At 32.2% G+C, this 17,080-nt stretch carries 17 protein-coding genes; all 17 read left to right on the forward strand.

The annotated features are described in order from the left end of the window. Positions 1-253: 253 nt before the first annotated feature. A complete protein-coding gene (locus FLAPXU55_RS07065; RefSeq protein ID WP_235991999.1) occupies positions 254-538 on the forward strand; it encodes a hypothetical protein in 285 nt (94 codons plus the stop codon). A gap of 64 nt (positions 539-602) precedes the next feature. Continuing rightward, entirely contained in the window at positions 603-749 is a 147-nt protein-coding gene (locus FLAPXU55_RS07070; protein WP_180857323.1) for a hypothetical protein, read from the forward strand. 25 nt (positions 750-774) lie between these two features. After that, positions 775-924, forward strand: a complete 150-nt coding sequence (locus tag FLAPXU55_RS07075; RefSeq protein ID WP_180857113.1) for a class IIb bacteriocin, lactobin A/cerein 7B family — start codon at positions 775-777, stop codon at positions 922-924. A 62-nt stretch (positions 925-986) separates the two neighbouring features. Then, entirely contained in the window at positions 987-1,115 is a 129-nt protein-coding gene (locus tag FLAPXU55_RS24165) for a hypothetical protein (protein ID WP_262890989.1), read from the forward strand. Positions 1,116-1,417: 302 nt separating this feature from the next. Continuing rightward, positions 1,418-1,738, forward strand: a complete 321-nt coding sequence (locus FLAPXU55_RS07080) for a DUF3267 domain-containing protein (protein WP_180857114.1) — start codon at positions 1,418-1,420, stop codon at positions 1,736-1,738. Between the two features lie 9 nt (positions 1,739-1,747). Beyond that, positions 1,748-1,993 carry a hypothetical protein gene (locus tag FLAPXU55_RS07085; protein WP_180857115.1) on the forward strand — a complete coding sequence of 82 codons (246 nt, stop codon included), beginning with the start codon at positions 1,748-1,750 and terminating at the stop codon, positions 1,991-1,993. A gap of 163 nt (positions 1,994-2,156) precedes the next feature. Continuing rightward, complete coding sequence (locus FLAPXU55_RS07090; RefSeq protein WP_180857116.1) at positions 2,157-3,299, forward strand: HlyD family secretion protein; 1,143 nt, start codon at positions 2,157-2,159, stop codon at positions 3,297-3,299. Further along, entirely contained in the window at positions 3,300-5,450 is a 2,151-nt protein-coding gene (locus tag FLAPXU55_RS07095) for a peptidase domain-containing ABC transporter (protein WP_180857117.1), read from the forward strand. A gap of 115 nt (positions 5,451-5,565) precedes the next feature. Continuing rightward, positions 5,566-6,636 carry an NADH:flavin oxidoreductase/NADH oxidase gene (locus FLAPXU55_RS07100; protein ID WP_180857118.1) on the forward strand — a complete coding sequence of 357 codons (1,071 nt, stop codon included), beginning with the start codon at positions 5,566-5,568 and terminating at the stop codon, positions 6,634-6,636. 187 nt (positions 6,637-6,823) lie between these two features. Next, positions 6,824-7,864, forward strand: a complete 1,041-nt coding sequence (locus FLAPXU55_RS07105; RefSeq protein WP_180857119.1) for a Gfo/Idh/MocA family oxidoreductase — start codon at positions 6,824-6,826, stop codon at positions 7,862-7,864. A gap of 324 nt (positions 7,865-8,188) precedes the next feature. Next, complete coding sequence (locus tag FLAPXU55_RS07110) at positions 8,189-9,406, forward strand: MFS transporter (protein WP_180857120.1); 1,218 nt, start codon at positions 8,189-8,191, stop codon at positions 9,404-9,406. A 230-nt stretch (positions 9,407-9,636) separates the two neighbouring features. Further along, a complete protein-coding gene (locus FLAPXU55_RS07115) occupies positions 9,637-12,453 on the forward strand; it encodes a peptidase associated domain and porin domain-containing protein (protein ID WP_180857121.1) in 2,817 nt (938 codons plus the stop codon). Between the two features lie 15 nt (positions 12,454-12,468). Continuing rightward, positions 12,469-13,818 (forward strand): DUF5689 domain-containing protein, encoded by a 1,350-nt coding sequence (locus tag FLAPXU55_RS07120; RefSeq protein ID WP_180857122.1) that lies wholly within the window; start codon positions 12,469-12,471, stop codon positions 13,816-13,818. A 128-nt stretch (positions 13,819-13,946) separates the two neighbouring features. Then, positions 13,947-14,804 carry a hypothetical protein gene (locus FLAPXU55_RS07125; protein WP_180857123.1) on the forward strand — a complete coding sequence of 286 codons (858 nt, stop codon included), beginning with the start codon at positions 13,947-13,949 and terminating at the stop codon, positions 14,802-14,804. Between the two features lie 167 nt (positions 14,805-14,971). Beyond that, positions 14,972-16,201: a GTPase HflX gene (gene hflX / locus FLAPXU55_RS07130; RefSeq protein ID WP_073483849.1), complete on the forward strand. Its 1,230-nt coding sequence runs from the start codon at positions 14,972-14,974 to the stop codon at positions 16,199-16,201. Between the two features lie 133 nt (positions 16,202-16,334). Then, positions 16,335-16,919: a zeta toxin family protein gene (locus FLAPXU55_RS07135; protein WP_056206940.1), complete on the forward strand. Its 585-nt coding sequence runs from the start codon at positions 16,335-16,337 to the stop codon at positions 16,917-16,919. Further along, entirely contained in the window at positions 16,906-17,067 is a 162-nt protein-coding gene (locus FLAPXU55_RS07140; RefSeq protein ID WP_165590695.1) for a hypothetical protein, read from the forward strand. The genes FLAPXU55_RS07135 and FLAPXU55_RS07140 overlap by 14 nt, the downstream gene beginning before the upstream one ends. Positions 17,068-17,080 lie beyond the last annotated feature (13 nt).

Raw genomic sequence — 17,080 nt, forward strand, 5'->3', positions numbered from 1 at the left:
ACTTATCTTATGTCTGTATAATATTAGTAACTCATTCGTGAGGAATGTTACAAATACCCTATTTTAATATTTTAAAAACTTTTAGGAGCAATGCCTTAGAAGCTTCCGTTTTAATTTCATCATTATTGAAAAAGAACTCAATTCATAAAAAGTTAACATAACCTGTTGAAGATTCTTAAAGTAATAAATGATTTATTAATTTTTTATACTGTAAACTATGTTTTTTATTAAGCAAATCGAAAGAATTAAAAGGATGCATAAATTAATTATTGCTGAAAAAACAGGTACTCCAAGTGTTTTTGCAAAAAAGCTAAGTTTGAGCAGAAGCCAACTTTATAATGAGTTGGATATGATTAAAGAATTAGACGCTCCATTAAAATATTGTAAAAAGAGAGAAAGCTATTATTATGAAACCTCTTTTGAATTGATAGTAAACTTTTCGCTAAAAACTATTAAAGACGACGAATTAAAAGAAATTTTTGGAGGTTCAAACTTCCGTCCAATTTTATTAGACGGAACTCTGATAAGTTTGCTATAACGAAAACGTTCTCGAGAAAATGATTTTGTTGAATTTATTAATTAACCATTTAAATTTTGAAATTATGGAATTAGCATTAGTGAATTTCGAAGAATTGAATTTAGTTGAGCTTAATGCTCAGGAAGTACAAGAAGTTGAAGGAGGAGGATTGTTAATCTTTCCAATTACAGGTTTCATTTGTGGATACTTGTATGAGAGATATATGGCATAAATTTTTAACTTAAAAACAAAGAAATATGAATTTAGAAGAATTAAGCTTAGTAGAGCTTACTTTAGATGAAAATCTGGAAGTAGAAGGGGGGATTATTGCACCAATGCTAGCTTTGGCTGGCGCAGCTTTCTACTTTGGCTGGGACTTAGGAAGAGAATACGCACGTAATCATTAAAATTAATCAAATGAAGCAAGAGTTAAAAAAAGAACTCTTGCTTCATTAAATAAAACTATTTTATGAAAACTATTTTATTTAAAATTGAAAAATTTGCAAGAGAGAAAAGAAATGAATTCATTACCGCCATATTAATAATAGCAGCTATTGGTTTTTATTTGGGTTTTGTTTTCGGAAGATGTTATTATTAATTAATCTCAATTGAAAAATTAAAAATCCCGCAAGAATTATTAGCAATTGAAATGAAAGAGATCTCTATTGATTCAAAAAAAGTGCAATTTTATGGGATAGTAATAAGCATTCCTATTATTTTATTTTTTCTATTGATTTTATACTTGACATGGAATGAACTTTTTGTTCAGAACTTGAAAGATATAAAAGCATCATTTCAGATTTTCGATAACAAAAAAGTAAATACTATTTTAATTTTATTAATTCCTAATTTAATTATTTTCATTGCAATAGTTGTACATGAATTTATACATGGTTTTTTATGGCACTTTTTTCAAAAAAAGGATGGAAATCAGTAAAATTTGGTTTTATAAAAAAGTACTTGATGCCCTTTGCAAATTGTACTGAACCTTTACAATCAAAAAAGATGTTAGTTATTGCACTTGCACCCTTTTTCATATTAGGATTATTACCTTCAATTTACGGATTTCTCTATAATAATTTCATTTTTTTATTTATAGGCTTTTCTATGACTTTGGGAGCGATAGGAGACTTTATTTATTCCTATCTAATATTTAAATTAGGATTAAATCATAAAATTTTAGATCATAAAAGTAAGGTTGGTTTTATGATTATTGATTAAATAAATAAAATGATAGAACAACAAAGTAGAATATCCGTCCATAAAGGAAGTAGAGAACAAGCAATAATTTTAAAAGCATTGCTGGAAAGTTTCTCTATAATGGTTTTTGAAGATTCATCATTAATGTCTGTTTTTAATCCATGGGGAGTTTTGATTGGAGATGTTAATTCCGTAAAACTAAAGGTTAAAGATGAAGACTATATTAAAGCAAAAAAAATAATCGATGATTTTAATGCTGGTTTTTACTCGATGTAATGAACATTTAACTCAAATTAAGAACCTTTAAATAATTCAATTTTTTATGGATTCAAAATTCTTAAAATACATTAGACTAATAATATTCATATCTATAACCCTTTATTTATTGGGTCATTCCGTTGGCTATCTTTTTAAATAATTTATGTTTTAACGTCAAATAATGAATTTCAGTTCAGATCCAATTAATACTCTCGAAAATCTTATTGCAAAAAATAAAACAAAGAGTTTTTCAATCTATTTGATTATAATTATTGCCATTCTGATTTTTTTTGGATTATTACCTGTAATCAAAATAGACATTAGTAGTCAGAGCCGTGGAATAATTCGAAGTAAAACAGACAATGTTCCTATTACAACAATTGTTAGCGGAAAAGTTAATTGGATAGCTTTAAAGAATAATTCTTTTGTAAAAAAAGGCGATACACTTTTAAAAATTTCTAAAGAAAATCTTGAAAATGATAAAAAAACTCAGGATACCTTATCTGTTTCTATTGTTGAATTATTAAAAGATATTTCAAATCTTTTGCAAAATAACACCACATATTTACTGACTTCTACAGCACGTGAAGATCTATTCAAATTCCAATCTGCAAAAAATGAACTGCAAAGCAAAATAGCACAAGCGCAAATAAACTATGATCGCAATAAGATCTTGTATGATAAAGATATTATTGCAAAGGCAGATTTTGAAAAGTTTGATTATGAATTACGCTTAACAAAACAGGCGCTTCAAAGTTTAATTAGTCAACAAAAATCTACATGGGAAAACCAAAAAAGGGATTTAGAAGAGCGACTAAAAAATATCAATGGAACGGTTTCTAAAATTAATATTGAAGGGAATAATTATTTTGTTTTGGCTCCGATTTCCGGAACGATAGAAAACTTTTCAGGAATTCAAAAAGGTTCTTTTATAAATGTTTCTCAATCTATCGCAACTATTTCTTCTGCAGATCATCTTGTTGTAGAATGTAATGTTTCGCCAAGTGACATTGGTTTGATAAAGAAAAATCAAAAAGTAAAATTTCAGTTAGATGCCTTCAACTACAATCAATGGGGTTTGTTAGAAGGAAAAGTAATTGATATTGATCATAATATAACAATGCAAAGCGATCAGGCTTTTTTTAAAATTCGTTGTGCTTTAGATTCGCAAACCTTACAACTAAAATCAGGTTACAAAACCAGTGTTTCAAAAGGCATGACCTTAACTACAAGATTCATAATTACCCGCAGAAGTTTATTCGATTTGTTATTTGATAAAATTGACGATTGGTTAAACCCAAAACAAATATCAAATAAAAAATAAATGGCTTCAATAAATATAAAACAACATGATATTAAAGATTGTGGTGCTGCTTGTTTGGCTTCTATCGGAAATCATTTCAGAGTTAATCTGCCCATAGCAAGAATACGACAGTATGCCAATACAGATAAACGTGGTACAAATGTCTTGGGAATTGTTGAAGCGGCTGAGAAAATGGGTTTTACTGCCAAAGGCGTAAAAGGAGGTTTAGATTCTTTAGATAAAATTCCGCTTCCTGCTATTGCACATATTATTACAAAAGAGCAATTGCATCATTATGTTGTAGTTTATAAAGTAGAAAAATCTAAAATTACGGTGATGGATCCGGGTTTTGGTAAAACGGGAGTATATACTTTTGAAGATTTCCAAAAAATATGGTCAGGAGTATTAATACTTTTTGCTCCAAATGCGGATTTTAAAACTCTCAATGAGAAAACTTCTCCTATAAAGCGATTTTGGAATTTACTTCAGCCACACAAAACGATTTTAAGTCAAGCCTTGGTTGGGGCTGTATTGCATACGGTTTTAGGATTGGCAATGTCGATTTACATACAAAAAATTACAGATTATGTTTTGGTTGATGGAAATAGAAATCTGCTCAATTTGTTAAGCATTTTTATGATGGCTATTGTTTTACTTCAGGCATATATTGGTTCACAGAAAAGCATCTTTGTGATGAAAACGGGACAGTTAATCGATGCTAAATTAATTCTTGGCTATTATAAACATTTATTGCATTTGCCTCAGCGTTTTTTTGATACGATGCAAATAGGAGAAATCACATCAAGAATAAATGATGCCGTAAAAATTCGTTCTTTTATAAATGAAGTGGCAATAGAAATGATTGTCAATGTTTTTATTGTTATTTTTTCATTTATATTAATGTTTACCTATTACTGGAAATTGGCATTAGTTATTATTCTTGTAATTCCTTTTTATGCATTGATATATTTTCTTCTAAATAAATTCAACAAAAAAGTTGAACGGAACATTATGGAGAATGCTGCTGACTTGCAAACCCAATTAGTAGAAAGTATCACTCATATTAGAACTGTAAAAGAATTTGGAATTGAAGAGTTTTCAAACTTGAAAACCGAAAATAAATTCGTAAAATTGTTGTTTTCTACTTATAAATCTGGTCTAAATGGAATTTTTGCCACAACTTCAACACAGTTTCTGGCTTCTCTATTTACCATAATTTTAATGTGGATTGGATCTGATTATGTAATAGACAGAGCTATTACTCCGGGAGAATTGTTTTCATTTTATGCTTTAATTGCATATTTCACTTCTCCTGTTGCTTCGTTGATTAATATGAATAAAACAGCACAAAATGCCCTGATTGCAGCAGACAGGCTTTTTGAAATCATGGATTTAGAAAGAGAAGAAACAGAAAACAAAATTGAATTGCAAAAGGAAAATTTAGGAGATGTAAAGTTTGAAAATGTTTCTTTTCGTTATGGTTCTCGTGTAGAGGTTTTTAAAAACTTTAATGCAGTATTCAAAAAGAATGAAATGACTGCCATAGTTGGAGAAAGCGGCAGCGGAAAGACAACATTAATTTCATTACTCCAAAATTTGTATCCAATAAAAGAAGGCAAAATTTATATTGGAGAATATGATATTCAATTTATTCATTATCAAAGTTTACGGAAAGTCGTTGGAGTTATTCCGCAGCAACTTAATTTGTTTTCTGGAAATATTATTGAAAATATCGCTTTGGGGGATTCGTTTCCAAATATTCAACGAGTTTTAGATTTATCGAAACAGTTAGGGATAACTGATTTTTTAGAAAAGTTCCCAAATGGTTTTGAAACACAGATTGGTGAAAACGGAGCTATGCTTTCTGGAGGACAAAAACAAAGAATTGCAATAGCAAGGGCATTATATAAAAATCCTGAAATTTTATTAATGGATGAAGCAACATCATCATTAGATACTAGTTCTGAAAAAATTGTAAAAGAAGTGATAGATAGTTTTAAATCACAAGGAAAAACTATAATCGTTATTGCACACCGATTAAGTACAATTGCAAACGCCGATACAATCTTAGTGATGAAAAATGGAGCAATTGTTGAATCTGGAAATCATTTGGACTTATTAGAACAAAAATCAGAATATTATAATTTGTGGAATAAACAGAATTTACTTTAAATGTTTGTTAATTAATAAACATTTCAATTTCTCGTTTTAACAAGATACAGTAACTTTACTTTTTAAACGGCTGTCAATATCTATTGGTAGTCCAAAACCATTAAAAGTTACAAACATGGCTTCACAATTATTTTCTCCCCTAACTTTAAAAAACATCACCTTAAAAAATAGAATTGTTATTTCGCCAATGTGCCAATATTCGGCAGTTGACGGGTTTGCAAACGACTGGCATCTGGTTCATTTAGGAAGCCGTGCAAGCGGAGGCGCCGGATTAATTATTCAGGAAGCCACAGCTGTTTCTCCCGAAGCAAGAATTTCTCCTGCCGATTTAGGAATCTGGAAAGACGAACATATCGAAAAACTAAAACAAATCAACGAATTTATAGTTTCTCAAAATGCTGTTCCCGGAATTCAACTGGCGCATGCCGGAAGAAAAGCAAGTGTTTCTTCTCCGTGGGAAGGAAATAAAAAATTAGATTTCGCTCAAGGCGGATGGCAGACAGTTTCTGCAAGTGCAATTCCGTATCACGACGGAGAACCTTTTCTTCCCGAAGCTTTAGACAAAGACGGAATCCAAAAAGTAATTTCTGATTTTAAAAACGCAACAAAAAGAGTTGTCAAAGCCGGATATAAAGTTTTAGAAATTCATGCCGCACACGGTTATTTACTGCATCAGTTTTTATCGCCTTTAACGAATGTAAGAACCGATGAATATGGAGGAAGCTTTGAAAACAGAATCCGTTTTACACTCGAAATTGTAGAAGCTGTTCAAACCGAATGGCCTTCAGATTTACCTTTAATCGTAAGAATTTCAGCAACAGACTGGGCAGAAAACGGATGGAATCCTGAAGAATCGGTACAGCTTTCAAAAATATTAAAAGAAAAAGGAGTAGATTTAATCGATGTTTCGTCTGGCGGATTGGTTTCGCATCAAAAAATTGCGATTGGTCCGGGTTATCAGGTTTCTTTCGCAGAAAAAGTGAAAAAAGAAGCCAATATTTTGACAGGAGCAGTTGGTTTAATCACCGAAGCCAAACAAGCCGAAGAAATTTTGAAAAACAATCAGGCCGATTTAATTTTGTTTGCCAGAGAATCTTTAAGAAATCCAAATTTACCGTTAGATTTCGCCAAAGAATTAGACAGCGATATTCAATGGCCAAAACAATACGAACGAGCAAAGCTTTAAATTTTTATTAGCCACAGATTGTACAGATTAAAGTGATTTTTTTAGTTTTGGTTGCCACGAATTTCACGAATTATCACGAATTTTAAAGCTTTTCTATACGCACCGATTTGTGTAAATTAGTGAAATTCGCGGCAAAAAAGAAAAATCCTTTTTAATCACATTAATCTGTGGCAAAAAAACATACAAAATGAAAAAAATAAAAACAGCACTATTATCATACGGAATGTCGGGAAAGGTTTTTCACGCACCTTTTTTAGATATCCATCCGGGTTTTGAATTATTAGGATCTTGGGAAAGAAGCAAAAAACTAATTCAGGAAGATTATCCATACGTAAAAAGTTATCCTTCAATCGACGATTTATTAGCCGATGATGTTGACTTGGTAATTGTAAACACACCAGTAGGAACGCATTATGAATATGCTAAAAAAGTACTTCTGGCAGGAAAACATGCCGTTGTTGAAAAAGCTTTCACAACAACTGTAGCCGAGGCTGAAGAATTAGCCAAAATCGCTCACGAAAAAGGATTAAAATTAGCCGTTTTTCAAAACAGAAGATGGGACAGTGATTTTAAAACCATTCAAAAAATAATCAATGAAGGTGTTCTGGGAGATTTAGTAGAAGCCGAATTTCACTTCGACAGATACAATCCGTTATTAAGCCCAAAAGCCCATAAAGAAACTGCCAATGACGGAGCCGGAGTTTTAAAAGATTTAGGTCCGCATATTATAGATCAGGCTATTTGTTTATTCGGCTCGCCAAAATCGGTTTTTGGTGATGTGAGAATCACAAGAGAAAACTCTTTAGTTGATGACTGGTTCGATTTATTATTGATTTATGATGATTTTAGAGTACGATTAAAAGCAGGTTTCTTTGTTAGAGAAGCAAATCCCGCGTATACCATTCACGGGAAAAAAGGCTCTTTTTTAAAACCTCGCGGAGACATTCAGGAAGACGAATTAAAAATTGGTAAAAAACCAAACTTAGAATCTTGGGGAAAAGAACCGGATGATTTAAAAGGAATTCTACACACAGAAATTGACGGAAAAGTAATCCGCGAAAAAGTACTGACAATTCAAGGAAATTATTTCACTTTTTTTGATGGCGTTTTTAATTCCATAACAAACAATGTTGCAGAACCAGTTACCGCTCAAGACGGCGTAAAAGTAATGCAGATCATCGAAGCTGCAATTGCCAGCAGTGCGCAGCGTACTGTAATTAATTTATAGTCCACGGGTTTTACGGATTAAACGGGTTTACGCGGAGTTTAATTTTTATAATTTGAATACAAACATATATCGTAGAGACGCACAGCATGAACTGCCCCCAAAAAGTTAGACACTATTTGGGGGCATTTTTTATGCGTGAAAATAAAATAACATCTGTGTAAACCCGTTTAATCCGTAAAATCCGTGGGCAAATTCGTAGAAATCTGTGGGCAAAACCCCGCTATTTATAAACAATAACGTTGTAAATAATTCAACAATTTGTACCTTTAAGTAAATACAAAGGTTTTTTGTACATTTATAATATAATCCCAAAACGCATACATTTTGATAAATTTTAATCCATTACAACTTTTTCAGACTAAAGGAAAAATCAAGAAAGTTTTTAGAGAAGCAAAAGCATCTTATCTAAACAGAATTCGTTTTGCCGTTGGAATGTTTTATTTCGGAATGGGATTAAGTTTTGCAACCTGGGCGAGTCGAATTCCGGATATCAAAACAGCCCTTCATTTAACCGAAGGCGATTTAGGTTCTATACTTTTCTCCCTGCCAATGGGACAATTAATTATCATGCCTTTTTCGGGAAAAATGGTCACCAAATTCGGGAGCCATCGTATTTTAGTTTTTTCCCTAATAATGTATGTTTTGTGTTTGGCCAATTTAGGTTTAGCTACAACAGGTTTGCAGTTATTGGTAGGATTATTTTTATTTGGCTTATTCGGAAATTTAGCCAACATAGCCGTAAATACACAAGGTGTTTATACCGAAGTACTTTTCAAAAAAACAATCATGTCCTCTTTTCACGGAATGTGGAGTTTCGCCGGATTTACAGGTGCATTGGTTGGTTTAGGAATGTTGGCTTTAAACTTAACGCCATTACATCATTTCCTGATTGTTGGCGGTGTTGTGTTATTAATGGTAGCTTTTAATTTTAAATTTTTAATTCGTGCCAAAGAAAAAATCAAACATAATACAGAGAAAAGAAAAATCTTTGTAAAACCAGACAGCGCCTTAATTTGGCTTGGTGTAATTGGTTTTTGCAGCATGGCGAGCGAAGGTGTAATGTTTGACTGGAGCGGAGTTTATTTTAAAGATGTAGTAAAAGCACCGGGGCCATTAGTAATTTTAGGATATACTTCTTTTATGATTATGATGGCCGGCGGAAGATTTTTAGGTGACGGATTAATCAATAAATTTGGCCGCGAGCGTGTCATGCAGATAAGCGGCGTTATGATTTCTGCCGGACTTTTTACAGCAGTTTTCCTTCCCTATATTGTTCCGTGTACCATTGCTTTTATGGCAGTTGGTTTAGGAGTTGCTACTATTGTTCCAACCGTTTATAGTATGGCTGGAAAAAATCCAACAGTTCCGCCGGGAGAAGCTTTAACAATAGTTTCGAGCGTAAGCTTTTTAGGCTTTTTAATGGGACCTCCGGTAATTGGTCATATCGCTCAAAACTTCGGATTAGAGTTTTCTTTTGCCTTTATTGGAGTTTTTGGTGTTTTAATTGCCTTTATGGTTTCTAAAATTAGAACAACCACTTAATTTTTATTGCCCACAGATTTAATGGATTAGGGTGATTGCGCCGTGTTTTTTTAACTTCTTTATGAAATAAATTATTTTTGTAAGAATTTATTTCTTTTTTAATTGTTTTTATATCTACATTTGATCCCAGAGTTTGTTTGTCTTACAAGCAAGACTCTTTCCAAAAACCAATTTATCTTTTGAATAGGATTAATATCCGAAAACAATTTTCAAAGTAAATTGGAATTTTAATGGTAAAAAAATACGCGCTCTTTTTTGTTTTATTGTCTTTTAGTTTTGCCTTTGCACAGGAAACAGTTTTTAGAGGAATTGTTGTCGATGCCAAAACGCAAAATCCTCTGGAGAATGTTGTAGTAAGTATTCAAAATTCTTCTATCACAAAACTTACTTCTAAAAGAGGCAAATTTGAATTGAGTTCTCCTATAGAAGGAGAACAGCTTCTTTTAATTCACAGTCAGGACTGCAAAGATTTACTACTCAAAATTCATTCTAATTTTGGTCAGATTATATATCTCGGAGTATTGCAATTAGAAGATATTTATTCTGATGAAGTTCCGGCTGCACTAATCACATTATTAGAAAGTGATTTGTCTGATGATAATAGTTCATCCGAAATGACTTCGGGACTTTTACAATCTTCTAAAGATGCTTTTATGCAGGCATCCGCATTTAATTGGGGTCAAGCCCGATTCAGGATTCGTGGTTTAGACAGCGAAAACGGAACCATGATGCTCAACGGAATGACCATGAATAAAATATACGACGGCAGACCGCAATGGAACAATTGGGGTGGACTAAATAATGTGCTTCGTAATCAGGAATTTTCGGTTGGAACGGCTGCTTCAAATTATACTTTTGGCGGTGTTTTAGGAACACAGCAAATTTTTACACGGGCTTCTTTATATCGAAAAGGAGCACAGTTAACCTTTTCCGGGAGTAACACAACCTACAGTTTGCGTGGGATTGGAACTTATGCTTCAGGAATGGATATTGACGGCTGGGCTTATGTAGTTTCTGCAGGAAAAAGATGGGCAGATGAAGGTTATTTTGAAGGAACAAATTTCAATGCCGATTCTTTTTTTATTAGCGTTGAGAAGAAATTCAATAATAAACATTCACTCAATTTCACCGGATTTTACACACCCAATTCCCGCGGAAAAAATTCTCCAAATACTAATGAAGTAACCAGTTTAATGGGTGAAAAATACAATTCGTATTGGGGATTTCAGAATAACAAAAAGCGAAATGCAAGAGTAAAAAATGTTGAAGAACCGCTATTCATGCTGAATCATTATTTTAAAATTGATGAAAAAACAAACCTGAATTCGAGTGTAATGTATCAATTTGGGAAAGTTGGAAACAGCAATATTGATTATCAAAATGGCGACAGTCCAGATCCGGTTTATTATAGAAAAATGCCAAGTTATTTCAGTTCGCTTTATGCAAAAGACAAAGGTGAATTTTCGGGAGCATTTACGCCGGATTATGAAAATGCCGAAAAAAGCAGACTCACCTTTCTGGCAAATTCACAAATTGATTGGAATGCCCTGTATTCTGCAAATCAAAAAGCAGGTGAAAATGGTTATGAACCTGCAAAAAGCCATTATGTTTTATATGAAGACAGAACTGACGACAAAACTTTTGCAGTCAATTCAAATTTAAACACGCAGTTAACTCCAAATATTTCTTTTGATGGAGGAGTTACTTATCAGAATTTAAAATCACATAATTTTCAATATTTACTAGATCTTCTTGGCGGGAAATATTTTGAAGATATTGACCCTTTTTACAAAGGCGATCTTTCGCAGTCTGATTTGCAAAATCCAAACAGACAAGTTGTAAAAGGAGATATTTATGGATACAACTATAATTTTTTAGCCAATACAATCAATGCTTTTGCACAGTTTAAATTCTCATACAATAAAACCGAATTTTATTTGGCACAATCCTATTCAGTTTCTAATTATCAAAGAGAAGGATTGTACCAAAACGGAATTTACCCAACCACTTCTTTAGGGAAAAGTGAAAAAATAAATTTCGAAAACTTTGGTTTCAAAGGCGGTTTCACCTATAAAATTTCAGGAAAACAATGGCTGTTTTTTAATGGAGCGCATTTAACCAGAGCGCCTTCACTTCGAAACACATTTTCAAATTCAAGATTAAATAATAATATAGTTGATGGAATTGAAAGTGAAAATATTACAAGTGCCGAAGCTAATTATGTTTATCGTGCACCAAACTTGAAATTACGTTTAACAGCTTTTTATACGCTAATAAAAAACACATCCAAAACTTCTTTTTTCTATGCCGAAGGAATCTTTGATAACGGAGCCGGTTATGACACGACAGATGCTTTTGTGAGTCAGACTTTAACTCAGCTGGATAAGAAAAATACAGGAGCAGAATTGAGTTTTGAATATCAGATTTCCTCAACTTTTAAAACAACTTTATCAGCGGCTTACGGAAATTATATTTACAACAGCAATCCAAATGTATCGATTACAAACGATGCAAACGCAGCAAAAGACGGGGCGCAGACTACTTTTGATTTTGGTAAAGCCTATCTTAAAAATTACAAACAAGCAGGAACGCCTCAAAATGCACTTTCATTAGGTTTGGAATACCGAGATCCTAAATATTGGTGGATTGGAGCCAATATTAATTATTTAACTGATAACTATATTGATGTTTCACCCATTTCTAGGACATCACAATTTTACATTAATCCCGCAAATGGATTTCCTTTTCCCGAAGCAACATCTGAAAGAGGAAATGAATTATTACAACAAGAAAAATTTGATCCCATAACCTTATTAAATATCAACGGAGGAAAATCCTGGCGAGTTCATAAAAAGTATATCGGACTATTTGCCAGTGTTAATAATGCATTGGGTTTAGTTTATAAAACTGGAGGTTTTGAACAGGCCAGAAATGCGAATTTTAGAGCCCTGAATCAGGATGTATCCAGCGGAACACCATCATTTGGTCCAAAATATTATTACGGTTACGGAAGAACTTATTTTTTAAATCTCACAATCGGTTTATAACTGAAATTACTTATCATGAAAAACATAATTTTAAATACATTTTTAGCTTCATCATTATTATTTATCTGCAGCTGCAGTACAGAAATAGCAAACCCAAAGTTAGAGTGTACTCAACCTGATTTTAAGGTAAACAAAACGGTCGAAAAAGTTTATGAACTTTCAAGTAATACGGCTAAGCAATATCTATATGATGATATTATAGAAGCCTATGTTGTTTCGAGTGACGAAGGCGGAAATTTTTTTAAATCTATTTCACTCCAGACAAAAGCCACTGAAAAAATTCCTGCAATAGGTTTTAGTATCCCAATTGATGCGTCAAACACTTACATTGATTATCGACTTGGGAATAAAGTATATGTAAAACTTAAAAATCAATTTACAGATTTGTATTATGGAGGATTACGGATTGGCAGTTTATATGTCAACAACGCCGGGGATCCAACAATTGGCAGGATTTCTCAAAATGAATATAAAAACGTTTTAAACGCTTCGTGTACGATTATTGATGAAAATGAGCTGGTTGAATCACTTTCTATAGAACAGGCATTATCAGATAGTAAATTAAATACATTGATTGAACTTAATGATGTTGAATTTACAGAAGCTGCATTGGGACGTCATTATTTTGAAGAATCGAATAATATTGGAGGATCAACAAACTGGAACCTGCGTGATAAAACCGGAAATCAAATTATTTTTAGAACAAGTAGTTATGCAAAATTTGCAGATCATTTTGTGCCGGAAGAAAGCGGGAAAGTTAGAGGAATTTTAACCAAGTTTGGTACAGATTATCAATTAATGGTTCGTTCAGAAGAAGATGTGGTTATGAACGGAAAAAGAAGCGTTCCATTTTTTGCAGAGGATTTTCAATCGGTTAAAAACAATGTCAATTTTGCACTTCCAGGCTGGAGTAACATTGTAGAAAAAGCAACAAAATTATGGAAAAGCATGGTGTATGCAGGAAATGGTTATGCAGAATTTAATACCACAAGTACAACAGCGGCCGAAAATATTGCCTGGCTGGTTTCTCCCAAAATTAATTTGACAGGTTATAAAAATGCGGTTTTTTCTTTTAGAAGCGCACAGCATGATTTAAAAGTCGATTCGCCATTAAATACATTAGAAGTTTATGTCTCCACAAACTTTGACGGCTCAAGTGTGACCAAGGCAAAATGGACAAAATTAGAAGCGAAAGTTCCTACACTTTCAACTCCTACTCGTGAGTTTATAAGTTCTGGCGGAATAGATTTATCTGCCTATACAGGAAATATAAATATTGCCTTTAGGTACGTGGGTTCAGGAAAAGATAAAACATTAAATGGCGCATTTATGGTAGATGATGTGAAGATTTTTGGTGAGAAATAAGAATTGTATTTGTGTAAGTTGTTGATTTGTAATTTTCTAAAATTGATTTTCTGTTTTTTTAAATTTTAAATTGCCAAATTTTGGCAGAATTTTGTATTTTGGTCATCCCAAATCAATACAAAAACAAAATGAAAACCTACTTTATTGCCATCCTGATGATGGTGTTTCCATTCTTGATGCAGAGTCAGGAAAACGTTAGATTGAAGCAGATCAATATTGTAAAAACAAATTACCAAAATTCTAAAGACGGTGAAATTGTAAATAAAACAATGGTCTTTAAAGAAGGTAAACTTCAAACCATTACAACTTCAGACGTTATTCAGAACTTTTTTTACAACAAAAAGGGCTTATTGGATATGTCTGTTAAAGATAAAGTGGGAAGCGACTGGAAAGAAGTTATCAATTACACTTATGATGCTGATAACAACATTACAAAATTTGTAAAAAAATATCAGGAAGGACCGGATTATATTACAAAAGTTGTCTCTTTTGTTTATGAAGGTGCAAGAGTAAAAGTAACGACTAAAAAAAGTACAAATCACCAAAATTTAGTTGAAGATATTGAATATATCATTGAAAACGGTACTATCGTTAGACGTACATCACGCGATAGAAACAAAGCAATTATCGGAAAAATCGAATACGTTTATGTAAACGATAACGTATCGAAACATAAAGGATTAGTTGGAGATAAAATCTCTAAAACGTATACTTACGATGATAAAAAATCGGTAGATCAGTTAATCGTTCAAAGTCTTTTTGGAGATAATTATAAAGTAATTGTACCAATGATTTCATACCATGAAGACGAATTTACTTTTGAGTCGATTTCATACAATAACGAAATGAACTTTAGCCCTTCGTCTACAGCTTTAGTTGCAGTAAGTCGAAAATACAAATACAACAAATTAAACTTTCCAATTTCATGTTCTCAAATTGAAGAAAACGGAATTGTAAAAACAGAGAAAACTTTTATCTACGAATAAAAAGTTTTCGAATCTTTTTTAAGCCATTTAAAAATCAAGTTTTATTAAAGAAATACTTTTGTAAAACATGATTTTTAGATGGTTTATCATTTTAAATAATATTTAAAAACGCAATTCTATAATTGTAGTAGTATACAAATGATTAAATTTGTAGCTTATTTTAAGATATGTTAGAGAAAGAAGTTATAAATTTTGAGAAAACAGCCATTGTTGGTATCATAACTCAAAATCAAAGTGAGGAAAAACTTAATGAATATTTAGACGAATTAGAGTTTTTAACTTTTACCGCAGGTGGTGAAGTTATTAAACGCTTTTCGCAAAAAATGGAACGTCCGAATCCTAAGACTTTTGTGGGTACGGGTAAAATAGATGAAATCAATCTTTTTGTAAAAGAAAACGGAATATCGACTTTAATTTTTGATGATGAATTATCGCCATCACAACAAAAAAATATTTCCCGAATTATAGATTGTAAAATCCTTGACAGAACCAATTTGATTTTGGATATTTTTGCGCAAAGAGCTGAAACTTCGTACGCAAGAACTCAGGTGGAATTAGCACAGTGTATTTATTTACTGCCAAGACTTTCTGGTTTATGGACACACCTTGAGCGTCAAAAAGGGGGAATTGGTATGCGTGGTCCAGGTGAAACGGAGATCGAAACAGACAGACGTATTGTACGTGATAGAATTTCATTATTGAAAGATAAAATCAAGACAATCGACAAACAAATGAGTATTCAACGAAGCAATCGCGGCGCAATGGTTCGTGTGGCGCTTGTTGGATATACAAACGTTGGAAAGTCGACTTTGATGAATGCTATCGGAAAAAGTGATGTTTTTGTTGAGAATAAATTATTCGCAACATTAGATACAACAGTTCGAAAAGTGGTGATTAAAAACCTTCCATTTTTACTTTCAGATACAGTTGGTTTCATTCGAAAACTGCCAACTCAATTAGTAGATTCTTTCAAGAGTACACTTGATGAGGTTCGTGAAGCCGATTTACTTTTGCACGTTGTTGATATTTCGCATCCTGACTTTGAAGATCATATTGAATCTGTAAATCAGACTTTGCAGGAAATTAAAAGCAACGATAAACCAACTATTATGGTTTTCAATAAAATCGATGCATACAAACATCTAACAATTGACGAAGATGATTTAATTACCGAAAGAACCAGAAAACACTGGACTCTTGAAGAATGGAAACAAACATGGATGAGTAATGTAGGAGAAGATAACGCCTTGTTTATTTCGGCAACTCAAAAAGAAAATTTCGAAGAATTTAGAGAAACGGTTTATGAAGCTGTTCGTCAGATTCACATAACAAGATTTCCATATAATAAGTTTTTATATCCTGATTATAAGGACGCAGTTGAAAAGGAAGAAGAATAAAAATAGAAACGGCTTTTGAAATAAATCAAAAGCCGTTTTTTTATATAATGAATAAACAGGAAGGTTATAAAACTTTATTAAATATCTCTAAAATAAGATTTAGTAAAAATTGATATTTCATATCTTTGTTTAAATGAGTAAGAATTTATACATAATTTCAGGATGCAATGGAGCTGGTAAAACTACGGCTTCTTTTACAATACTTCCTGAAATTTTAAACTGTAAAGAATTTGTAAATGCAGATGAAATTGCTAAAGGTCTCTCTCCATTTCAACCTGAAAAAGTAGCTTTTGAGGCTGGTAGAATAATGCTTCATAGAATAAATGAATTATTAGATACTAATACAATATTTGCTTTTGAAACCACACTAGCGACTAAAAGTTATAAATCTAAAGTTGCGTTAGCGCAAAAAAAAGGTTATAAAGTGATTCTTTTATTTTTCTGGTTACAGGATGTTGAGCTTGCGATTGAAAGAGTAAAAACTAGAGTTACAGAAGGTGGACATAATATAGAAACAGCTGTTATTAAGCGAAGATACATTAATGGAATATTAAACTTATTTAATATATATTTGCCAATAGCTGATGAAGTTATGATCTTTGATAATTCATTTGGGAAACCTGAATTATTGGCAGAAAAAATGCTTGAAAGTGAGATTGATATAATCAATGAAATTAAGTACGATAAACTAAAAGGAATTTATAATGAAAACATATAAAAGATCGGCAACTCAAACTAAAATTTTAGATGCGATGGATTTGGTTTATGATAAATTAATTGAGTTCAAAAAGAAATCAAATACTGAATTGGTGATTATGAAAGACGATAAAATCGTTCGAATAAAACCAAAATCATTTAACAAGTAAATAAAAATAGAAA

Source organism: Flavobacterium panici, from assembly GCF_903819335.1.
GTDB lineage: Bacteria > Bacteroidota > Bacteroidia > Flavobacteriales > Flavobacteriaceae > Flavobacterium > Flavobacterium panici.